Here is a 22043-nt window from a genome sequence, read left to right as displayed (position 1 = left end):
ACGTTCCAGAGTGTAGAGTTATGTCCAAGGGTGGTTTTCGTCGTAGCGGCCTGGAGTGGTTTTCATCCCTGCCTGCCTGTCTGTTGTTGCTGTCAGTGGTTCTGTTTTCCACAAGCAGCGACATTCACAACCAGATGTTGCGAGGCGGTGAGCAGCTTTGGAGTGGTTATTACAAACTCCGTATGGATCCGGCTGCGCCAACTTGTAATGCCGAGCGGGATATTGAAGCCGCAGTGGCAAAAGAGCTGGCTCAGGGGCCAGCTGACGACGATCCTATAGCCGCGCTGCTGGGCGCTCAAGCCAAAGACCCTGCCGATGTCCGGCTTGCAATCGAGCGCTCTGTAGCCGATTGCAAAGCCGCGTACCAAAGTTATGACAGCCTGCGGGATAAGCTTACCCCGGGCGTTAAAGCCTACCGTGCAATAGAGCTGTTTATTGCCGATCTGATTGCCCTTGGCCTCGAGTCTCAGCGGTACATTCTGGTGTTGTTGGTTATGCTGTGTGCGATCACAGCAACCCTTACCCGCCATCATATCGCCATGCGAGCCATGGAAACCCGCCTGGATTACACGGTTTCTCTCACGCTTCAGACCATTGCCAACGCTATGCTGTTGGGTTCCAGCCTGATTTTCCGACAGTCCAGCATGGGCGCAGAAACCACAATTTCTTCCGAAGACCTGTTGCTCCACAATTTCTGGGTTACAGGGTTTGCGTGTCTCACGCTGGCGAGCCTTTACCGTCTGGTTCGTGTGCCACCGGGCTTAGCCCAAGGTGGACAGCTGAACAAAGCGTTTCTTGCGGTGCCGTTGTATACCGTGATGTGTTTGATTTCCGGAACCTACTTCGCGCTGATTGGACATGCCTCGGGCATTGGCATCTATCTGGGCAAGATGATGGAACTGGCGGACATGTTTTTGAATGTGGGGCTGTACGTTTGGGTGGGCATGATGCTGAAACAAACCCGCCTTGCCACACTGGTGTTCGACCTGTTCCGGCCCTGGCATATGCCCCCGGAATTGCTGGCGGTGGTTGCCGTGCTTGTAGCCGCAGTTCCTACTGCCTATACCGGTGCCTCAGGTATTTTTGTTATTGCAGCCGGTGCGGTTATTTACAGTGAATTGCGTGCAGCCGGTGCGCGCCGGCAATTGGCGCTTGCAGCTACCGCGATGTCGGGATCTCTGGGTGTGGTGTTGCGGCCCTGCCTGCTGGTTGTCATTATCGCCTATCTTAACCGGGAAGTGACAACAGACGATTTGTTCGGCTGGGGCATTTGGGTGTTTGTGTTGACGGCCGCCATGTTCACCACGGTTGCGCTCACGGTAAACCGTCAGAGCAAGTTTAATCTGGCGCCGGTTGCCGAAGCCTTGCCGGCGACGCTTAAAGCTTTCCGGTCGCTGGTTCCATATGTATTGGTGATTGTGAGTGTTGTTCTGCTCTACCGCTTTGCGTTGGATGTGCGGATGGATGAGTTTTCGGCGCCGCGCCTGTTGCCGGTCATAATGATGGCTATTCTGCTGTACGAGCACTTAAGTTTTAAGAACAAGAAGGGGCGTGCCTCTGGTGAGGCCAACCACCAAGGTCTGGAGCGCAGTGTGCGTGGGGCTACCAACGATACCACCGCCGAAATTGGCGCGCTGCTATTGTTGTTGGGCCTGTCGGTGAGCATTGGGGGCGTGATCGAGCGCTCTCAGATCATGCAGGCTTTTCCTCAGGCGTTCGACAGTGCCTGGTCTGCTATGGCGTTGATGGTTGTGATTCTGGTCATTCTCGGGATGATTATGGATGCCTTCGGTGCCGTCATCCTTGTTACCGCGACCGTTGCGACGATTGCCTATTCCAGCGGCATTCATCCTATTCATTTTTGGATGGTGACCCTGGTGGCTTTTGAATTGGGCTACCTGAGCCCACCGGTTGCTTTGAACCACCTGCTAACACGACAAGTGGTGGGTGAAGCCGAGGTCCTGGCCGCCCAACAGGAAACGGGCACCTTCTATGAGCGCCACGAGCGAATCATCATGCCACTGATTGCCATGGGCATTTCCCTGGTGCTGGTGGCGTTTGTACCACTGCTGTTCTATGCCTGATTGGCATCACTCTAGCTTGAACGCATCCTTATGGAAGTCGATGGCAGCATCGACTTCCTCTATTCCACACACTTTTGGTTCTGGCGGCTCAGCGCCCGCTAACACGCTCAGCACAGCGTGTACGCTCTTGGACAAGGATTCTGTGTTGTAGCCACCCTCGAGAACCATGGCCAGGCGGCCATTGCAGTGTTTATCAGCCATCTGCTGGAGAATGCCCGTCATCGAAGCAAAGCCCTCGTAAGTCACATTGAGAGCCAAATCAAACGAGTGCGCGTCAAAGCCTGCAGAAACCAGAATCAAGTCGGGTTTGAAGAAGTCAGCGGCAGGCATCAATATTTCTCGCATAGCTTTTAGATACGCCGCATCGCCTGCACCACCTGCCATAGGTACGTTAACAACTGTGCCTTCTCCCAGCCCGGCCCCTACGTCTGCTAACGCGCCACTGCCGGGATAAAAGGGTGATGCCCTGTGCATATCGAAAAACAGCACATCCGGATCTGCCCAAAAGATATCTTGAGTGCCGTTGCCGTGATGAGCATCCCAGTCAATAATTAGTACCCGCTCACACCCCAACTCAGCCTGAGCATGGGCGGCCGCTACAGCCACATTATTGAACAGGCAAAAACCCCGCGCGCGAGTCGGCTCAGCGTGGTGCCCCGGTGGGCGGACAACAGCAAATGCGCTCTGGCTGTCGCCTTTTATAACCGCCTCAACTGCAGCGATGGCCGTGCCGGCGGCAACTTCAGCTGCCTCAACGCTACCTGGCGAAACGGCTGTTGTATCCACGTCCAGCCAAGCGCTTTGGCTGCGCAAAGCAAAAATATGATCCAGAAAAGACGTGGTGTGAACACGCGCTAGCTGGTCTCGGGTTGCTTTTTTCCCGGGCGCTATCCGAACGCCGGGAATAGGCTCCCGGGCCAGCAACTCCATGATCGCTATCAACCTTCCGGGATGTTCCGGATACTTCCACTGTACATTCAGGCCTGACAGGATGGCTCGAACTCGCTTGTCTAGCCTTCCTGGCAAGAACTGGGCGTTAGTGTCCGGGTAATGAGCAAGTACCCGCTCATCGTAAAAAACGGTCACATCTCTATTATCAGCCACGCTATCTCCCTCAAACGCCGGCTTGCGGCACCATGTGTTACATGGTGCGATGCGTGCGCGGCTGTTGGATAAGCATAGACCTAAAAGCCGCTGCGAGCGATTTGCTGAACCATGGCAACGCTCTGAAAAGCCCTGGGTAGTGCTCCAGGTGGGTGTTTGGTAATTTTGTATGTGACACAAAAAAAGCGCCGTGCTTGTCGCAGGGCGCTTTTTTCACAGTAGGGAGAGGCTCAGAGTTTTGGGCCGGCCGCTACAATGGCATCGGAAACATCAAATTTCTTGAAGTTGTCCACGAACTGCGTAATCAGCTCTTCTGCTTTTTTGTCGTAGGCGTCCGCGCTGGACCAGGTATTGCGCGGGTTTAGCAGGCGGGTATCAACACCCGGTACCTGCTTGGGAACGCTTACGTTGAGGGTAGGCAGGTGCTCGATTTCAACATCATCCAGATCGCCGTTCTGAATCCCGCTAATAATGGCGCGGGTCGTCGGGATGCTGAAACGGGTGCCTTCACCATAGGCGCCGCCGGTCCAACCTGTATTAACCAGGAATACCTTGCTGCCGTATTCGTCAATACGCTTCATCAGCAATTCGGCGTAAACGCCTGCTGGGCGCGGGAAGAACGGAGCACCAAAGCAGGTAGAGAAGGTGGACTTGAGCTTGGACGACGAACCCATCTCCGTGGAGCCAACCAGCGCGGTGTAGCCGCTCAAGAAGTGATAGGCAGCGCCTTCACGGCTTAGGATGGATACGGGGGGCAGTACGCCGGTCATGTCGCAGGTCAGAAATACAACGTGGGAAGGCTCGCCAGCACGGTTTTCGAGCACACGTTTTTCCACGTGCTCAAGCGGGTAGGCACAACGGGAGTTCTCGGTAAGGGAAACGTCGTTGTAATCTGGCTCGCGGGTTTCCGGATCTATGGTTACGTTTTCAACAATAGCGCCAAAACGAATAGCGTCCCAAATGATCGGCTCGTTTTTCTTGCTCAAGTCGATGCATTTGGCGTAGCAGCCGCCTTCGATGTTGAAAACAGTGCCTGGGCCCCAGCCGTGCTCGTCGTCACCAATCAGGAATCGGTGGGGGTCGGCTGAGAGGGTGGTTTTGCCGGTGCCCGAGAGGCCGAAGAACAGGCAGGTTTCGCCATCTTCACCAACGTTGGCTGAGCAGTGCATCGGCAGCACGTCTTTTTCCGGCAGCAGGAAGTTTTGCACGGAGAACATGGCTTTTTTCATCTCGCCGGCGTAACGCATGCCGGCCAGAAGCACTTTGCGGCGGGCAAAGTTGATAATGACGCAGCCATCACTGTGGGTGCCATCGCGCTCTGGTACACACTCAAAATTGGCGGCGTTCAGGATTTGCCATTCTTGTTTGTCAGCCTGGTTGTAGTTTTCCGGGCGAATAAACAGGTTGCGACCAAACAGGTTTTGCCAGGCGGTCTCGGTGGTCATTTTTACCGGCAAATAATGTTCGGGGTCGGAACCGACGTGAACCAGCGAAACAAAGCTGTCCTTTTCCGCAATGTAGGCTTCTACACGATCCCAAAGGGCGTCAAATTTATCGCCATCGATTGGTCGGTTGATGGGGCCCAGTGGATGTCGTCAGAGGTGCTTGGCTCTTCGACGATATAGCGATCCATGGGGGATCGGCCGGTACGCTCACCGGTTTTTACGACCAGGGAACCGTTGGAAGCCAATTGGCCTTCGTTACGCGCCAGTGCCTGCTCGACCAGCTGTGCTGTACTCAGATCAGTATAAGTGTTGCTCACTTCGACCTCGCCCTCGGGATGTCTTCGTGATTGCTCAGGCCGTCCCCCGAAAATTGACGGAAAACTGAACAATCGGGTCAGTTCAGGCGCGCTATTATGCCAGAGGCGCCGATAAAAAACGACTGCGCCCGGAGCCGCGTGATTGCTGGCCTCCGGGCGAATCCATTAGTTTTTCTAGTGTAGCGTATGGCCAGCGAAAAGGTGATCAATATCATTCCTATCGAAGCGATAGTGCGCGTGGCAGAACTGGCAGTCCATCTCAATGGCGCCCTGTTCCTCCAATATGCTGTAGCACTCGTCCTTGCCAATGCTTTCCAGCGCGCCCAAGGTTCTTTCCGCAGAGCAACTGCATTGAAATGCCACTTCTTCGGCGTCAAACAGGCGCACAGTTTCTTCGTGAAACAGGCGGTGGAGCAGGGTTTCACTCTCTAGTTCTAGCAATTCGCTGGGCTTCACCGTCTGGGCCAAGTGATTTACCCGCTCCCAAAGTTCGTCGTCCTGCTCTGTTGCTCCGGGCATGCGCTGAAGCATCAGGCCTGCGGCTCCGTTTTCATCAGAAAACAGAAACAGGCTGGTGGGAATCTGTTCTGAACGCTCGAAATACTCTTCAATGCACCCGGCGAGGCTGTCGCGTTCTCTGGGAACAACGCCTGATAGCGGTTGCCTTGGTTGGGCGTGATAGTAATGGCCATGCGGCCATCGCCCAGCAGATTATTGAAGCTCTCTTCGCTTACAGCGTGTTCATCGAATCTTGCCAGGCCACGAATTTTTCGATCATGGCTGCATTCCGCCATTAGCGTTCGTAAAGGGCCGTCCCCCTGTGCCTGAATTGACAAGGTGCCCTCAAATTTCAGGCTGCTGCTCATTACTATGCTGGCCACAAGTGCTTCACCAAGTAGGCCGCGAATGGATTCAGGGTAGGGGGCCTGGCTGCCGATTTCCTGAAAGCTCTCGTTGAGCTGTACCCAGGCTCCGCGCACCTGGCTATGCTCAAATATAAAACGTTGGAACTGGTCGCGGGATGCCATGTCGGTTCTCCTGAAAACTGGGTGCTTAAGTCGGTGGGTGACGACGGCAAATGGCCTAGCGGTTTGGCTCAGATGCCGTTGTGATCACGGAATCGTTGGATATCGCGGCGATCTTTTTTGGAAGGTCGCCTGGCTGGCGGCAACTGCGCGGCCTGCATGGTTTTACGCTGCCAGGAGAGATCTTCACGCTTTTTTACGCTGTCTTCGGTTTCGTGGTAAAGCTTTTGAGCTTCCGGCGCACCGCGCCGGCGCTCGCTTATCTCGTCTACAACCACAATTTGTTCCTGCCAACCAAAGCGCAGGGTAAGTATGGCGCCTGGCTCAACCAGCCGGCCAGGTTTACAGCGCTGGCTGTTGTAATGGACTTTGCCACCTTCAACCGCTTCTTTGGCCAGAGAGCGTGTTTTATAAAAGCGCGCAGCCCAGAGCCACTTGTCGAGCCTTACCCGTTGATTGTCCGACGTGGATGCCGCCATGTCTCCTCACCTGGTGGGCGTGTGCCCAGATTATAACGCCCTCAGCCAGCAGATGGCAGGGGCCTTTGTTGGTGAATGGCGGTCAGAATTTCGTCAAAATGATGGATGCACGGTATCTCGGAGTGTGTTTGCCGGGCGGTCTGCTTACTGTCAGGGCTGAGTATACCCAAGCACTGCGCAATACCAGCAGATCTAGCGCTTTCCAGTACCGGAAAGCTGTCATCTACCATTAACGTAGAAGCCGCCTTGTACGGGGCCAGTTGGTGCAGATCCTTCCAGAAAGCGGTGTCTTCCTTGGGCTTGCCCAGCTGATGGCTGGAAACAATGCTGTCCACAAAGCTGTCTAGCCCCGTTTTTTTCAGCTTTAGTTCCAAGGGGTCTGGGTGGCAGTTGGTAACAATGACGGACCGTAGGCCAGTTTGTTTGAGCGCTTGAAGAAAGTCGGCCACGTGAGGTCGGTAGGCGATGCGGTCGCCGACCTCTGATTTCAGGCTGGTGATGTCCATGGCCAGCCGGTCACTCCAGTAGTCGGTGCAATACCAGTTGAGAGTGCCTCGTTCGGCCATGATCATACTGATCAGTTTATCCCTGGCTTCATCAGGGCCAGGCCGTATTGCTCGGCATAGCGCCGGGGCAGGTGTTCCAGCCAGAAGTGGTTGTCGAAGTGCAGATCAAGCAGTGTTCCGTCCATGTCCAGGAACACGGTTTCGAGGGACGTCCAGTTGATCATAAATAAAAACAGCCTGAAGAATTTTCGTCAGGCTGCCGCAGTTGCCGGCCCGAGGCAAGCCGGGATATTACGGATGTGTTGCACCGGAGGGGGCTGCAATCCGGGATTGCTTTCCATGTTACTTGCCGGATTGCTCAACAGTCTCGGGCTTTCGGCCTGACTTGGTGCAGCCCAAACAGCGCACAAAGGTTGCTTTTGCTGGGCCGACAACTAGGGTTTCCCCCGCTTCTGCAGCGTTGCCGCCGAGGAGAGAAAACGGCAGAGACACCAAATACACGGCGCTTCCCACAATGGTGGTCGCCAGCAGAACCGGGCGAACGAACACCGCATCACCCGCCATAGCCAGTGCAGACGGGCTTTCATCAATGGCGCGTGCGTGGCCTACGGATGAAAATGCCAGTAGGCAGGCCGCCACAGTGGCCATCAGAGTGTGTGAGATCTTGCGGGTCATTATCTGTCTCCTGAACTTTTGGGGCCCGTTGGCACCGGGTTATACGCAACAGTGCCGGGTTCGTGTCGGGAAGATCGAACCTTATTGTAACTCACGGGTATTAATCCTCTGTTAACTATGAATCATATTTACGTATTTTCAAACGAATTTTCGTTGCAAGTTGTGTATATCCCGGCTTCTCAGTGCTTTTTTCTGTGGTACGCAGCGTGCGGCTATCGCTGGCATCGGCTGCAGTACACCGTAGACCGGCCGCTCATGCGAATTTCTTTCAGCGGAGCCTCGCACTCCGGGCAAGGCTTGCCGGATCGGCCGTACACCAGGAGAGATTGAGCGAAATAGCCGGGTTTACCATCGCTGTTCACAAAATCTCGCAGGGTAGTGCCACCCATTAATATGGCGGCGCTCAGGGTTTCACGAATAGCCTCTACAAGGCGTTGGTAGCGGTCGAAGCTGGTGCGCCCGGCCTTGCGCCGGGGATGAATGCCGGCTTTGAACAGGGCTTCGTTGGCGTATATGTTGCCCACGCCGACAACCACATGGCTGTCCATGATGAAGGATTTCACCGGGGTGTTTTTACCCCGGGATAGCTGAAACAGCATTCGGCCGTTAAACTCCGGCGACAGCGGCTCTGGGCCCAGATTGGCAATCAGCGGGTGAGTCGCTGCAGAGCCAGACCAGAGCCAGCAGCCAAATCTGCGAGGGTCGTTAAAGCGCAGAATAACGCCGGAATGCAGTACAAGATCTATGTGGTCGTGTTTTTGTTCCGGCGTGCTGTCAGTGATTACGCGAAGGCTACCTGACATGCCCAAGTGAACAATGGCTGTGCCGTGATCGAGGTTCAGGAACAGGTATTTCGCGCGGCGATCCACGGATCGAATAACCTGGCCTTCCATTTGCTCAGCCAAATCCTCAGGCACTGGCCAGCGCAAGCTGCCATTGCGCACCGTTACTTGGGAGACGGTCTGCCCTTCGCAGTAGGGCGCTATACCGCGTCGTGTTGTTTCAACCTCAGGTAGTTCGGGCACGCAAGCGGTCTCCGGGTCGGTTTATGGGGCGGGCTGTTCGGTAAGTGTGAACCGTAACAAATTTGCTTCCAAAGTCTGTTGTTTTGGCTAACACCTGTACGCTAAAGTATGGTTGCTGGCGATTTTGCGGTCGCCCTGGATTTTGATTTGAGGAATAACTATGTGGTTTAACGGTCTTCTTGACCTGTCGGTGATGCAGCTCATTCTGGTTACATTGGGTATGACCCACATCACCATTATCAGTGTAACGCTCTATCTGCATCGCCATTCGGCTCACAACTCACTGGATCTGCACCCTGTGCTGAAGCACTTTTTTCGCTTCTGGTTGTGGCTGACTACCGCGCAGAATACCAAAGAATGGACCGCGATCCATCGTAAGCATCACGCCAAGTGTGAAACCGCAGAGGATCCTCACAGCCCTGTGGTGCTGGGCATAAAGAAAGTGCTGTTTGAGGGCGCGGAACTATACGCCTCAGCGGCTACGCCTGAGAATCTTGAGCGCTACGGCCAGCGCACTCCTGAAGACTGGGTGGAGCGCAAGGTTTACAGCCGCTACAGGATGTTAGGCATTATGCTGATGGCGGTCATCAACCTCGCACTCTTTGGTGTCCATGGCATCTGGATTTGGGCTGTGCAGATGGCCTGGATACCTTTCTGGGCGGCTGGCGTGGTGAACGGCGTTGGCCACTGGATGGGCTACCGCAACTTTGAGTGCGCTGACAATGCCCGCAATATTTCTCCTCTAGGGCTTTTGATTGGTGGTGAGGAGCTGCACAACAACCATCACACCTACCCAAACTCATCCAAACTCTCGCGCCGTTGGTACGAAGTGGATGTTGGTTGGGGTTATATTCGCCTGTTCCAGTTGTTTGGTCTTGCCAAGCCTAAAGGCTATCGGCCAATTGCCCACTATGTTCCGGGTAAGCTGGATATGGATGTGGAAACTGTGCAGGCCATTGCCAACAACCGTTTTGATATTATGCGCCAATACCGCAAGCGGGTGACTGAGCCGGTTTTGCGCCAGCAAAAGAGCCTGATGAATGATGAGATCCGGCCCCGGTATCGCAAGCTCAAGCAGCTTTTGTCGCAGGAAGTGACGCTGATAAAGCCGCGTGAAAAAGAGACGTTGGAGTCGGTGTTGGAGAGCAACGCTGTTTTGCGCCAGATTTATGATAAAAGCCATGAGCTGCAGGCTCTTTGGCGTCAGCGTGGCCTTAAGCCCCAAGAAAAACTGCAAGCTTTAATGGAGTGGTGCAAAGAGGCGGAAGCCAGTGGCATCAGGTATCTGGAAGAGTTTTCGGCTCATTTGCGAGCTTACTCACTGCGCCCTGCTGCGTGAGCCACTCGGTATAGGCTGTAGGTAACCTGTCCGGCGGTTTTCTGGCGGTGTAGCTGCCAGTTGACTGGCGCCGCAGGTGGTGCCGTTTCGTTCTCATGCTCCACATAGACCCAGCCGCCGGGTTTTACCCAGCCTTGAGCGTCCAGCAGCGGGAAAAGGGTGGCTAGCCACCCTTGCCGAAACGGCGGGTCCATAAAAACAATATCGAATGGTTGCCGTGTTCGCTGGCTGAGATAGGCGTCTACACCTGTGCACACCACGGTGCCGGATTCGCAGCCAAGCAGGCGCAAATTGTCTCGCAAGGCGGTTGCCAAAGCTGCGTTGTTATCGACAAGCGTGGCATGGGCTGCACCCCTGGAAAGGGCTTCCAGGCCCAAGGCGCCAGAGCCGGAAAACAGATCAAGACAATCGTTCCCCGCCAAGTGAAATGAAAGCCAGTTAAACAGAGTCTCCCGTGTACGGGCGGGAGTTGGGCGCACGCCGCCGGCATCTGGGAAGCGGAGCTTTCGGCTACGCCAGTTGCCACCAATAATCCGCAGCTCGCCTGACGTTCGCAGGCTTTTGCCAGGGCTCCTGGCAGCTCCCTTGAGCAGCTTGTTGGAAAGGCGCGGGCCTGAGAGTTTTCTGTGCGTCATGTGACTGGCTCCAGAAGCGGATAGGGTTCGCTGTGCGTGGCGTATCTTAGCGGAAACCTGGCTTGCATGATAATCCACGTGATCCTCACTTCCCGGGGACAGTCTGCTAGAATACGCGCTTTAATTTGTCCCGCCCAATCAGACTGACGGTATGACTTTATGATGGCAGAGTGGATTTCAGTCGGCCTCTTGGCCCTTCTTGTTCTTGTGTTTGTTCTGGATATTGCCAGCAACCGCCGCCGTGTGCCGCGACCGAAACCTGTGCCTCAGCGCAAACCGGAGGCTGTACAAGGCCCCGAGCCCGAAGTTCCGGTTCAGAAGGAAGCAGCTCCTGAGCCCGTAGCTGAGGAAGTGAAGGCTCCCGCAGCTCCTGAGCCAGCAGCTACGCCGGTGCCAGAAAAAGTTCCTGGGCCCGAGCCCGAGCCCGAGCCGGAAACTGAAGTCAGTGTTTTTGAGCGTATCAAGCAGGGCCTGGGTAAGACCCGCGCAAGCTTGACGGGCGGCATGGCGGATTTATTCTCGGTCGGTAAGAAAATTGACGAGGACTTGCTGGAGGAAATCGAAACTACATTGCTCATGGCAGATGTGGGCGTAACGGCTACGTCGGAAATTATTGAATCCCTTACCGACAAGCTCCAGCGTAATCAGCTTAAAGATGGCGAAGCTCTGCGCAAGGCGCTGCGTAACGAGCTGCATGGCCTGCTAAAAGATGTCACCAAGCCTCTGGTCGTTGATTCAGGAGCAAAGCCCTACGTGATCTTGATGGTGGGCGTAAATGGCGTGGGCAAAACAACCACCATCGGCAAGCTCACCAAGAAATTCCAGAGCGAAGGCAAGTCTGTAATGCTGGCGGCAGGCGACACATTCCGTGCTGCAGCGGTGGAGCAGTTGCAGGTCTGGGGCGATCGCAATAATGTTCCGGTGGTGGCCCAGCACACAGGTGCAGACAGTGCTTCGGTAATTTTTGACGCGATCCAGTCGGGTAAATCCCGCGGTGTGGATGTGGTGATTGCTGATACGGCAGGCCGGCTACAGAACAAAGATAACTTGATGGGCGAGCTGGAAAAAGTGGTTCGGGTCATGAAGAAGCTGGACGATACGGCTCCCCACGAAGTGATGCTTGTGTTGGATGCCGGCACAGGCCAGAACGCCCTGAGCCAGGCTCAGGTGTTTCAGAAAGCGGTAGGCGTAAGTGGTATTACGTTAACGAAACTGGACGGCACAGCCAAAGGCGGTATCGTGTTCGCCATTGCGCGCCAGTTGCAGCTTCCCATCCGCTTTATCGGTGTTGGTGAGCAGGTTGATGACCTGCGTAGCTTTGATGCCGAAACCTTTGTGGATGCCTTGTTTGCTGAATAACCCAGCCCTGTGGAGCAGTAGCCCACCATGATCGAATTCCGTCAGGTTACCAAGCGGTATGACAGTGACCATACCGCGCTGCGCCAGGTGAACTTCCATCTGGATCGCGGCGAGTTGGCGTTTCTCACCGGGCATTCAGGTGCGGGTAAAAGTACCCTGTTGAAGCTGATCATGGTTATGGAACGGCCCAGTGCCGGCGAGGTTGTTGTTGGCGGCCAAGTGCTCAATAGCCTGGCGAGGCGGCAGATTCCATATATTCGCCGGCATATCGGCGTGGTGTTCCAGAATCACCAATTGCTTTTTGATCGCACTGTATTTGATAACGTTGCCATGCCGCTGGAAGTGATCGGGTCCTCTCCCCGGGATGTGGGCCGACGAGTACGTGCCGCTCTGGACAAGGTTGGCCTGCTCAGCAAAGAAAAAATGAACCCCATGCAGCTTTCCGGCGGTGAGCAACAGCGCGTAGGCATTGCCCGGGCTGTGGTGAATAAGCCGCCCCTGCTGCTAGCGGATGAGCCTACCGGCAACCTGGACCCTAAGCTGTCGGCAGACATCATGAATCTGTTTGGCCAGTTCAGCCAGGTGGGCGTCACCGTGTTGATTGCCAGCCACGACCTTGCCCTGATCAATGAAATGGATCGGCGCACGCTAACTTTGGATCACGGCAATTTGATTACCGGTGGCAAGCCGTTTCAGGGAGGTGTGAGTGGCCGCTGACCCTTCATCCAAGCCCCGTAAGCCAGACCCATCTCGTGGGGCAAAAGTTGCCCGGTCGCCCTGGCGCGAGCAGGCCGAATCCTATGTTAAAAACCACCGGAAGATCGCCCGCGATAGCGTCGGTCGCATGTGGCGAACGCCCATTGCAAGCCTGATGACCTGGGCCGTGATGGGCGTCGCCCTGGCGTTGCCCGTTGCGTTACTGTTGCTGTTAACCAGCCTTCAGGGTGTGAGTGCCGGCTGGGAGAGCAGCGCCCGCGTGACGGCCTATATGAAATTGAGCGCAAGTCTCGATCAAACTCAGGAGTTGGCCCGCGAAATCAGGCGGATAGCCGAGTCACAGAGCTGGAGTTGGTGGACCGTGATCAGGCATTGAGAGAGTTCCGGGCTTCTTCAGGGTTGGCCGATGCGCTGGATTATCTAGAAGAAAATCCTTTGCCCCACACGCTATTGATCACTCCAGAGGAAAATGCCCGCTCAGCAGAGGGTGTGGCGGGGCTGGTTACGTATATTGAAGGCATGGAGAGCGTAGAGCGGGTTCAGATAGATCTGGGCTGGCTGCAGCGCCTCAATGCCATGACAGACTTGCTTGCGCGAGCTGTGTGGGCGCTTGCGATATTGCTGGCCGTGGCCGTGGTGCTGGTTATTGGCAATACCGTAAGGTTGTCGATTGAGAGTCGTCGTGATGAGATTTTGGTTGCCAAACTGGTCGGTGGTACCGACGGCTTTGTGCGCCGGCCGTTTCTGTACACGGGGGCCTGGTTTGGCTTTGGGGGCGGGGTTGTTGCCTGGATACTGCTACAGCTTTCCCTATGGTGGCTGAGTGGGCCGGTTGAGCGCCTTGCCAGGCTGTACCACAGCGATTTTTCGCTTGATGGCCTCAGCATTGATGGTGCCTTTGCATTGATTATTGTTGCGATGCTGCTAGGCTGGCTGGGCGCTTGGGTTGCGGTAAAGCGCCACCTGGACGATATCGAGCCGGGAGAAATTGCTGGCGGCGGATGAACCGGATCACGGTAATACCGTATTGAACTAAAGCTTGTTCCGGGTTAGCTTCTTACGTATAAGGAAAAGTCAGGGCGAACTCCCCATTTTGTTGATTTAAAACGTTTTATTGGGGAGTTTTGGGAACTTTACAGGTTCTTGGCAGTCTAACGTTTATCCGTTATATTATGCGACTGCCAAGTTCGGAGGTTAAAGCATGAGTACGAGTTTACAGCTCATTGAAAAACTGGTTCCGGGCGCAAATCTTGAGGCTTATATTCAGGCCGCGAGCCGCATTCCGGTGTTGACCGTGGATGAGGAGCGAGAACTAGCCGAGCGCCTTCACTACGAAGAAAACGTAGACGCAGCCCGTCAGTTGGTGTTGTCTCACCTGCGATTTGTTATTCATATTGCCCGCAGCTATTCAGGCTATGGCCTGGCGCAGGCTGATTTGATTCAGGAAGGCAACGTCGGCCTGATGAAGGCTGTGAAGCGCTTTAACCCAGAATACGGTGTTCGGCTGGTTTCCTTTGCTGTGCACTGGATCAAGGCTGAGATTCACGAGTTTATTTTGCGCAACTGGCGCATTGTGAAAGTGGCAACGACCAAGTCTCAGCGCAAACTGTTCTTTAATTTGCGCAGCCAGAAGAAAAAGCTGGCGTGGCTGAGCCATGAAGAGCTGCATGCGGTGGCAGAGGATTTGGGCGTAGAACCTCGGGCTGTACGAGAAATGGAAGGCCGCCTTTCCTCTCATGACACGGCCTTTGATGGCCCGATGGACGATGATGACGACAACGCCTACAAGGCACCGGCGTATTATCTGGAAGATCATCGCAACGATCCAGCTGTTCAGCTTGAAAACGCCAACTGGACGGAAGACTCCAATGGCCGTCTGATGCAGGCTATGGGCATGCTTGATGAGCGCAGCCAGGATATTCTGCGTGAGCGCTGGCTGTCTGAAAGCAAGGCAACCCTTCACCAGCTAGCCGACAAGTATGGTATTTCTGCTGAGCGTATTCGCCAGCTGGAAAAAAATGCGATGAAGAAGATTCGGTTGCAGATGGTTGAAGCTGCTTAATCCGGCCCTGCACTGGAAAGCCTTGAAAACGCCACCACCGATTAGGTAGGTGGCGTTTTTGTTTGTGGCTGACCGTCGCCGTTTGCGACACCCTCTTACAGGATCGTAACTGGCCGGTGCACCGAGTTATTCGTACTCTGTTGTGAATGTAATCTGCTATTGGGAGGGGATCTGGTGAAAGCACTGGTAATCGAAGATGATCAGGACGTAGCAAACTATCTTGTAAAAGGTCTGAAAGAATCGGACTTCGTGGTCGACCATGCTGCAGACGGCAAGGATGGCATGATGATGGCTGCCAGTGAAGATTACGACATCATGATTGTCGATCGCATGCTTCCGGGCATGGACGGGCTGTCTATCATCAAAACGGTTCGCGCTACAGGCAATCAAGTACCGGTTCTGATTTTGAGTGCGCTGGGTGATGTTGATGATCGCGTTGAAGGCCTGCGAGGCGGCGGCGACGATTACCTCACCAAACCCTTCTCCTTCACTGAGCTTCTCGCCCGGATTGAATCGTTGGTGCGGCGGAATCGTCAGTCTGCAGAAACCGAAACCGTGTTGCGGGTCGCGGATCTGGAAATGGATCTGCTAGCCCGAACGGTGAAGCGTTCCGGTCAGAATATTGATGTTCAGCCCAGAGAGTTCCGGTTGTTGGAATATCTGATGCGTAACGCGGGCCAAGTGGTTACCCGAACCATGTTGCTGGAAAAAGTCTGGGACTATCATTTTGATCCGCAGACCAACGTAATTGACGTGCACATCAGCCGCCTACGGGCAAAAATAGATAAGGAATTCGAGACACCCCTACTGCAAACCATACGGGGTGCAGGGTACATGTTGCGTGAAACTGCTTAGCCAGCTCAGGACCTCGTCCTTCCAGCTTGCCCTGCTGTACATGGTGGTGTTTGCCACCTCGGTATTTCTCTTACTGGCCTTTATTTACTGGCGTACAGCGGGCTTCATGACCGCTCAGACCGACGAAACCATTGAAGCGGAAATTGCTGGGCTCGCGGAGCAATACCGGGGGCGTGGAGTAAATGGCCTGATCACGATTATTCGTGAGCGGGTCGCCCGCGATCCTAATGCCAAAACGATTTACCTGCTCACCACTGAAGATTTCCTTAAGCTGGCAGGCAATATAGAAACCTGGCCCGAAGGTGGCCGATCAGAGAGCGGTTGGGTCAACTTCACGCTTAGCTCGGCAGTGGGCTGGGCAGGGCCAGAGCGTTTAGCTCGTGCCCGCATTTTCGAAGTTCAGGGCGGTTTGAGATTGCTTGTTGGCCGGGATGTGGACGAACTCACGAGCCTAAAGCGGGTTATTGAAACGGCAATCAACTGGGGCATGGGGATCACCCTTGCGCTGGCACTGCTTGGCGGTTTTTTGATGAGCCGAAGTACAACCCGCCGTATAGAAATTATCAATAACACCTCCCGACGAATCATGAACGGGCACCTCTCCCTTCGTATACCCACTCGCGGGACAGAAGATGACTTTGATCAGCTCGCAGAAAATCTGAATCAAATGCTTGATCGAATTGTGTATCTGATGGAAGGCATTCGACATGTGTCTGACAGCATCGCCCATGACCTGCGAACACCCCTGACGCGATTACGGAACCAGCTGGAAAACACATTGATGTCCGTCGACAACGACGAAGCCCGTGAGCAGGCGGGCCGGGCCGTGGCAGAAGCGGACCAGCTGCTCGCGACTTTTAATGCTCTCTTGCGCATTGCGCGCCTCGAGACCAAGGGCAACTCCTCTGACATGAAGCGGGTAGCTCTGGATGAACTGGTGTCCGACGCGTGTGAGCTTTATGAGGCACTGTCGGAGGATAAAGATCAGACGTTTGAACAGTCTCTTGAGGCTGGAGTGGTTATTGAAGGGGATCGGGATTTACTCTTTCAGATGATCAGCAACCTGATTGATAACGCCATTAAATATACGCCCGAGCATGGCACGATTGGTGTAGCCGTCCGGAAAGAGGGCGACGACGCTGTGTTTGAAGTAAAAGACAGCGGTATCGGGATCCCCGACGATGAGAAAGATCAGGTGTTCCAGCGTTTCTACCGGGTTGGAAAAAGCCGCTCCCTCCCCGGTAACGGGTTAGGGCTCAGCCTGGTGAGTGCCGTAGCGGAGATTCATAAGGGGCGGATTATACTTAGCGATACCTACGAAGGGGAGCAGCCGCCAGGCTTAACCGTGGCTGTGTGCATGCCGGCTCTCACCCGAGTACGTAAACGTATCAGAGCTGCCCAGGCAGAACAGGCCCAAGAATCGGCCAGCGATGACGCATCTGCGCCACGAAAGCCGGCCGTACCTGAGCCTTAGTGGCTCGGGCGGAACCGGTTTACCTGTGACATAACCGGCCCGATCAGGGCGTCTGTTCGGGTTTCAACCTGCTGGGTAATGCGCTCAAACTGCGAGCGGCGAAGGTTCAAGCGAACCTGAATACTGTCCCACTCACCCTCAAGGTGCTTCTGCTCTGCCATCAGGAACGCTGCGATATTGTGACGGTTAACCTTTCCGGTAATGCCCATCTGATCGAGGCGATAACCCAAGGCGTCTACGCCTTCAAGAGCCATGTTCAGAAGCTTCTGTGTGTTCATTATGTTATCTCCATAGCTGGAAGCGGATATAAGGTTCAATACGTGAACGCTAACGGCCTTCCTTAGAGTGTACAACCTAATTTCCGGAGGGCTTTGGAGCCTACCCTGACCAAAAGGTAATTCGTCAGAAAGGGCTTGGTAATGCCGGGTGTGGAGAATAGGCATTGTAGTTAGAGGCAGGCATTAATAGCCGCTTGCTTCTTCCTCCAGCACAGCGCTAGCCTTACCCCGTTTTGCGGGGTTTTTTTATGCTCAAAAAAAGTGCCAGAGTGGAGTGTTTTGGGGCAACGCTCTACTTGTTGTACTCAATGGCATTGATATACCAAGTGGTTGTCCCTGCCGCGGTTCTCACCTGGCTTCGTCGCCCACTTCTTTTCTCAGCAATGCCCGAGCCATTGGAGAATCGATGGAAATGTAATCGTTGCGATTGAATATCTCATCGTAGCCCACAACTCTGAATTTTAGAGTCGTCTCTTCGTCGTTCTCGACTTCTACCCAGGCGCCGAAAAATACCTTCCCTTCCTGCTCAGGGTGATGCTCAACCACTTTGAGACTGTCAAGGCAGCGCCTTAAATAGCGCACCCGGCGATCGATCTCCCGAAGCCGCTTTTTGTTGTACTGATAATCAGCGTTCTCACTGCGATCACCAAGACTGGCGGCCCATGTAACTTTTTTTGTGACCTCCGGGCGTTCAAATCTCCAGAGCTCATCGTGTTCTTTCTGCAGGTCATCGTAGCCCTGCCTGGTAATAAGTGGAGTTTTCAAGGCTGCTCCTGTTTTTTCAAAGCGGGTGAGCTGTCAAAACCTGCGCGAGTTCAAAGATCAGAGCCCGCATGTAACAATTTGATTATGCGCACCAGTGAAAGTTGTCACAAAACAGTCAATCAACCGAGAAACGCGGCCAGTTTGGCGATAGACTGATCAAAAATTGACACCTTTAAGAGAAGGCGTGTCTCAGACTAGGAAGGAAGCCATGAGTGTCTTGCATCGTATTGCCAGATCGTCTGAATTGATACGTCTTGGGCTTACCCCTGTGGCTGTCCTGCTTATAGTAGCAGGCTCTGCGAGCGCTCAGACTAATCCTGGCGAAAGCCCGGCGTTTGCACTGGAACAGCGGTCAACGCTGGAAACCATCTCGTTCCGCTCTATTGCGGAAGATGCCCTGTCAGATACGGTGATTGAAGGTGGTTTAGCTGCGCCGGCACAGGGAGTTCCGGTTCAGCCGGCGGGGAACGATGACTTCTATCTGGATCCTCTTGCACTGCAGCCTCGCGACAGTCGTACCGATCTGGGGCGCTCAGAAATACCCGTACAGTTTCGTTTTAGTACGCCAAAATCCATTCCCGGGCAGACACACAGCAACAATTATGTGATCCGCCCGCCGGAAAACCGTACCTACGATACACTCAATGTGAATATGACGGGTCGTTGACAGTTGCTCTGAGTCAGGGATGCGATCCCGGCATAATTCCTGCCGGGATCGAAAAGCAGGGCTGCTTACTTTAGTGCTTCGAGTTTGTCGATGTACTTCTGCATGGCGTCGTCTTTTGACATGCCTTTGCACTTTTCCCAGGCGTCATACTTGGCGCGGCCAACAAAGTCCATCATGCCCGGTCGCTTGCCCGACACATCGCCTTCGGTCCCCTGCTTGTATAGGGCGTAAAACTCCAGCTTCATCTCGTTGGAGGGCTTGAAGTCCCCTTCCGCATTTTGAATATAGCTTACCGCCTCATCGAAACTGGCTTTCAAATCGCTCATATCAATTTCCTCCTTGGTTGTTGTGAGAGTACTTTTACGCTTTAACTATGGGTTTCAGGAGTATATCCACGGTGCGGCCTGCCGTCATTGACCAAATTTCCGGCTGCTGTGGCCAGTAGGTCACAAGCGCACACGAGGGTACAGATACTTTGGCAAAAGCTTGCCCGCGCGCACATTTTGATACTTTTCTGGCCAATTTTTGCTTGAGAAGTCTGGTCTATCTGTGTACAGTTTTTCTGCTGCGTACCAGGAAGGTATGTACCAGGGATTGAACAACTGCAAATGATTTGCATAGGGAGCAAGCCATGTCGTCTAAAGACGGTTCTGTCGCGCCGAAAGAGCGCATCAATATCAAATATGTCCCCGCCACCGGAGATCAGCAAGCTGAAACTGAGCTGCCGCTGAAAATGTTCGTGGTTGGTGATTTCAAGGGACACGCCGAAGAAACCCCCATCGAAGACCGCAAGGCTATTTCCATCGACAAGAACAACTTTCGTTCTGTCATGAAGGAATCAGGCCTTACGCTTTCCACCACCGTATCCAACCAGTTGGAAGAGCAGGCCGAAGAATTGCCGGTCAACCTCGAATTCCATACTCTGGATGATTTCTCACCTGACAGTATTGCCCGTCAGGTTCCCGAGATGAAGAAGCTTATCGAATTGCGGGAAGCTCTTGTTGCCTTAAAAGGCCCTCTGGGTAATGTACCTTCGTTTCGATCCAAGCTGCAGGAACTGCTGGATAATGACGAAGCCCGGGAAACCCTGTTGTCTGAGCTGGAATTGGCTACAGACGGCGAGTAATAGACGCTGCCGCCTGAGCGCGGAGCACAACACCCAATATCAATCACGTACTGAAGGGATGTGGTATGTCTGATACTACTGCGCAGCAAACTGTTGCCTCTGAATCCGTAACGGAAGGCTCGTTGCTCGATCAGGTTATGGCCAACAGCCGTATGGCACCGGCCGACGAGGCTACGATGTTGCCCGCAAAGGCGTGGCAACGTTTATCGCCAACCTGCTGAAAAGCGAAGAAAAAGGCCAGCCGGTCAACAAGGCACTGGTTGACCAGATGGTGGTCGAACTGGATCGCAAGATCAGTGCCCAAATGGATGAAATCCTGCACGCGCCAAAGTTGCAGGAGCTGGAATCATCCTGGCGCGGACTGAAATTGATGGTCGATCGCACCGATTTCCGCGAGAACATCAAAGTGGATATCCTGCACGCCACTAAAACCGAACTGCTGGAAGACTTCGAGTTTGCTCCCGACGTTACCCAGACCGGTTTTTACAAGCATATTTATTCTACGGAGTATGGCCAGTTTGGTGGTGAACCAGTAGGTGCTGTTGTGGGCAATTACGCGTTCACACCATCCACTCCGGATATGAAGCTGCTGCAGTATGTATCCTCTGTTGGTGCCATGGCACACGCCCCCTTTCTGTCCTCTGTTGCGCCATCTTTTTTTGGCGTAGACAGCTACCAGGAACTGCCAGCTATCAAAGAACTGAAAGCTGTTTTCGAAGGCCCCAAGTACGCCAAGTGGCGTTCACTGCGGGAGTCTGAAGACGCCCGTTATCTGGGCCTGGCCTCGCCACGCTTCTTGCTGCGAGTTCCCTACGACCCGACTGAAAACCCGGTCAGTAGCTTCAACTACAAAGAAGAGGTCTCCGGCGACCACGAACATTACTTATGGGGCAACACCGCCTACCTTTTAGCCACACGATTGACTGAAAGCTTTGCCAAGTACCGTTGGTGCCCGAATATCATCGGTCCGCAAAGCGGTGGTGCGGTGGAAGACCTGCCGGTTCACCTGTTCGACTCGTTCGGCCAGCTGGAAGCCAAAATTCCCACCGAAGTGTTGATCACCGACCGTCGCGAATACGAAATGGCCGACGAAGGCTTTATCTCGCTAACCATGCGTAAGGGCAGTGACAACGCCGCCTTCTTCTCCGCCAACTCCGTGCAAAAGCCCAAGCAGTTCCCGAACACCAAGGAAGGCAAAGAAGCGGAGACAAACTACAAGTTGGGCACCCAGCTGCCCTATATGATGATCGTTAACCGCTTGGCCCACTACATCAAGGTGCTGCAGCGCGAGCAGATTGGTTCCTGGAAAGAGCGTCAGGATCTTGAGCGCGAGCTAAACACCTGGATTCGCCAGTACGTAGCTGACCAGGAAAACCCACCAGCTGAAGTACGTAGCCGTCGACCTCTGCGCGCAGCTCAGGTAACGGTTTCTGATGTAGAAGGCGATCCGGCTGGTACCAGGTATCCCTGGCCGTGCGCCCGCACTTCAAATACATGGGCGCAAACTTCGAGCTGTCGCTTGTGGGCCGCCTGGACAAGGATTAACCCGTGCTCAGTGGTAACCCACAAAAGATGGGAGGCAGCCTGTTCGAACGATTGGAGCAGGCTGCCGCTCCTGCCGGGCAAAGCATGGGTGAAGTGACCCATGTGGTGGATTCCATCAAACGCCACCTCGTGCGTCTGCTCAATGCCCATCCCGGCAACAGTGCTTGCGTACCGGAATTGGGGTTGCTGGATTTCAACGACGCGACCCTTGGCACCCACGATCTGAGTATCCAGATCCGAAGTGCGATCCGGCAGTGTATTGAGAGGTACGAACCGAGAGTAAAGCGGGTTGATGTAGTCGCCTTGCCGCAAGGCCCAGATCCTTTGCAACTGCGTTTCCAGGTAACGGTATACCTGAACGCAGGCGCAAAAGACGACAAAACAACGATAGATCTATTACTGGATGACAAACGTTACTACCGAGTGACGTAACGAAACGATCAGCGAACACCAAGGATGGCAGGAGCCGGTAAGGATGCTTTTCTGCAGGGAAAAAAATGTCTGAGCGCAGCGAGTTGTTTTTTCCCGGAAGAAAAGTATACCGACCGTCTCATACTCCCA

General features: G+C 54.2%; 19 protein-coding genes and 5 pseudogenes. 13 read left to right on the top strand and 11 right to left on the bottom strand.

What is annotated here, in order from left to right; genetic code table 11:
* The first annotated feature begins 20 nt into the window (after positions 1–20).
* Positions 21–2084 carry a TRAP transporter large permease subunit gene (locus BCA33_RS19325; RefSeq protein WP_071268389.1) on the top strand — a complete coding sequence of 688 codons (2064 nt, stop codon included), beginning with the start codon at positions 21–23 and terminating at the stop codon, positions 2082–2084.
* A gap of 6 nt (positions 2085–2090) precedes the next feature.
* On the opposite strand, the gene BCA33_RS19320 is transcribed toward BCA33_RS19325, so the two are convergent.
* The 7 genes and pseudogenes from BCA33_RS19320 to mutM all read right to left on the bottom strand — a co-directional run bounded on the left by BCA33_RS19320 (position 2091) and on the right by mutM (position 8660).
* Positions 2091–3188, bottom strand: coding sequence for a histone deacetylase (locus tag BCA33_RS19320; protein WP_071268388.1), 1098 nt, complete (start codon positions 3186–3188; stop codon positions 2091–2093).
* A gap of 230 nt (positions 3189–3418) precedes the next feature.
* Positions 3419–4950 (bottom strand): annotated as a pseudogene (locus BCA33_RS19315) (phosphoenolpyruvate carboxykinase).
* 174 nt (positions 4951–5124) lie between these two features.
* Positions 5125–5978 (bottom strand): annotated as a pseudogene (hslO, locus tag BCA33_RS19310) (Hsp33 family molecular chaperone HslO).
* 68 nt (positions 5979–6046) lie between these two features.
* Positions 6047–6454: a ribosome-associated heat shock protein Hsp15 gene (gene hslR, locus BCA33_RS19305; protein WP_071268387.1), complete on the bottom strand. Its 408-nt coding sequence runs from the start codon at positions 6452–6454 to the stop codon at positions 6047–6049.
* 41 nt (positions 6455–6495) lie between these two features.
* A pseudogene (gene yrfG / locus BCA33_RS19300) lies at positions 6496–7184 on the bottom strand (GMP/IMP nucleotidase).
* 118 nt (positions 7185–7302) lie between these two features.
* A complete protein-coding gene (locus BCA33_RS19295; RefSeq protein WP_071268385.1) occupies positions 7303–7635 on the bottom strand; it encodes a hypothetical protein in 333 nt (110 codons plus the stop codon).
* A 212-nt stretch (positions 7636–7847) separates the two neighbouring features.
* Entirely contained in the window at positions 7848–8660 is an 813-nt protein-coding gene (gene mutM / locus BCA33_RS19290) for a bifunctional DNA-formamidopyrimidine glycosylase/DNA-(apurinic or apyrimidinic site) lyase (RefSeq protein WP_071268383.1), read from the bottom strand.
* Positions 8661–8820: 160 nt separating this feature from the next.
* Here mutM and BCA33_RS19285 point away from each other — a divergent pair, with 160 nt between their 5' ends.
* Positions 8821–9999 (top strand): fatty acid desaturase, encoded by a 1179-nt coding sequence (locus BCA33_RS19285; protein WP_071268380.1) that lies wholly within the window; start codon positions 8821–8823, stop codon positions 9997–9999.
* On the opposite strand, the gene rsmD is transcribed toward BCA33_RS19285, so the two are convergent.
* Complete coding sequence (gene rsmD, locus BCA33_RS19280; protein ID WP_083394834.1) at positions 9975–10634, bottom strand: 16S rRNA (guanine(966)-N(2))-methyltransferase RsmD; 660 nt, start codon at positions 10632–10634, stop codon at positions 9975–9977. The two genes, BCA33_RS19285 and rsmD, sit on opposite strands and share 25 nt — an antisense overlap.
* Before the next feature lie 159 nt (positions 10635–10793).
* Here rsmD and ftsY point away from each other — a divergent pair, with 159 nt between their 5' ends.
* The 7 genes from ftsY (at position 10794) to BCA33_RS19250 (ending at position 17101) form a co-directional block, all read left to right on the top strand.
* Positions 10794–11993: a signal recognition particle-docking protein FtsY gene (gene ftsY / locus BCA33_RS19275; RefSeq protein WP_071268378.1), complete on the top strand. Its 1200-nt coding sequence runs from the start codon at positions 10794–10796 to the stop codon at positions 11991–11993.
* A 27-nt stretch (positions 11994–12020) separates the two neighbouring features.
* Positions 12021–12710, top strand: coding sequence for a cell division ATP-binding protein FtsE (gene ftsE / locus BCA33_RS19270; protein WP_071268373.1), 690 nt, complete (start codon positions 12021–12023; stop codon positions 12708–12710).
* On the top strand, positions 12700–13086 hold the full coding sequence (locus BCA33_RS22465; protein ID WP_254774642.1) for a hypothetical protein: 387 nt from the start codon (positions 12700–12702) through the stop codon (positions 13084–13086). The genes ftsE and BCA33_RS22465 overlap by 11 nt, the downstream gene beginning before the upstream one ends.
* Positions 13065–13715 (top strand): permease-like cell division protein FtsX, encoded by a 651-nt coding sequence (gene ftsX, locus BCA33_RS22460; RefSeq protein WP_254774641.1) that lies wholly within the window; start codon positions 13065–13067, stop codon positions 13713–13715. The genes BCA33_RS22465 and ftsX overlap by 22 nt, the downstream gene beginning before the upstream one ends.
* A gap of 196 nt (positions 13716–13911) precedes the next feature.
* Positions 13912–14772, top strand: coding sequence for an RNA polymerase sigma factor RpoH (gene rpoH, locus BCA33_RS19260; RefSeq protein WP_071268371.1), 861 nt, complete (start codon positions 13912–13914; stop codon positions 14770–14772).
* Between the two features lie 174 nt (positions 14773–14946).
* Positions 14947–15627 (top strand): response regulator transcription factor, encoded by a 681-nt coding sequence (locus BCA33_RS19255; RefSeq protein ID WP_071268369.1) that lies wholly within the window; start codon positions 14947–14949, stop codon positions 15625–15627.
* A complete protein-coding gene (locus BCA33_RS19250; RefSeq protein WP_071268367.1) occupies positions 15614–17101 on the top strand; it encodes a HAMP domain-containing sensor histidine kinase in 1488 nt (495 codons plus the stop codon). Before BCA33_RS19255 ends, BCA33_RS19250 begins: the two co-directional genes overlap by 14 nt.
* On the opposite strand, the gene BCA33_RS19245 is transcribed toward BCA33_RS19250, so the two are convergent.
* Both BCA33_RS19245 and greB read right to left on the bottom strand, forming a co-directional pair.
* A complete protein-coding gene (locus BCA33_RS19245; protein ID WP_071268365.1) occupies positions 17098–17379 on the bottom strand; it encodes a hypothetical protein in 282 nt (93 codons plus the stop codon). The genes BCA33_RS19250 and BCA33_RS19245 overlap by 4 nt on opposite strands.
* Before the next feature lie 292 nt (positions 17380–17671).
* A pseudogene (gene greB, locus BCA33_RS19240) lies at positions 17672–18144 on the bottom strand (transcription elongation factor GreB).
* 208 nt (positions 18145–18352) lie between these two features.
* Here greB and BCA33_RS19235 point away from each other — a divergent pair.
* Positions 18353–18811: a hypothetical protein gene (locus BCA33_RS19235; protein WP_254774640.1), complete on the top strand. Its 459-nt coding sequence runs from the start codon at positions 18353–18355 to the stop codon at positions 18809–18811.
* Positions 18812–18876: 65 nt separating this feature from the next.
* Here the strand turns inward: BCA33_RS19235 and BCA33_RS19230 are convergent, their stop codons facing one another.
* Entirely contained in the window at positions 18877–19137 is a 261-nt protein-coding gene (locus tag BCA33_RS19230; protein WP_071268363.1) for an acyl-CoA-binding protein, read from the bottom strand.
* A gap of 305 nt (positions 19138–19442) precedes the next feature.
* On the opposite strand from BCA33_RS19230, the gene tssB reads away from it, so the two are divergent.
* The 3 genes and pseudogenes from tssB to tssE all read left to right on the top strand — a co-directional run bounded on the left by tssB (position 19443) and on the right by tssE (position 21914).
* Positions 19443–19937: a type VI secretion system contractile sheath small subunit gene (gene tssB / locus BCA33_RS19225; protein WP_071268361.1), complete on the top strand. Its 495-nt coding sequence runs from the start codon at positions 19443–19445 to the stop codon at positions 19935–19937.
* Positions 19938–20002: 65 nt separating this feature from the next.
* A pseudogene (tssC, locus tag BCA33_RS19220) lies at positions 20003–21482 on the top strand (type VI secretion system contractile sheath large subunit).
* 84 nt (positions 21483–21566) lie between these two features.
* Positions 21567–21914, top strand: a complete 348-nt coding sequence (gene tssE / locus BCA33_RS19215; protein ID WP_368087279.1) for a type VI secretion system baseplate subunit TssE — start codon at positions 21567–21569, stop codon at positions 21912–21914.
* Positions 21915–22043: the final 129 nt, after the last annotated feature.

The organism is Marinobacter sp. AC-23 (assembly GCF_001858325.1).
GTDB lineage: Bacteria > Pseudomonadota > Gammaproteobacteria > Pseudomonadales > Oleiphilaceae > Marinobacter.
This window is presented reverse-complemented; position numbering and strand designations above follow the sequence as displayed.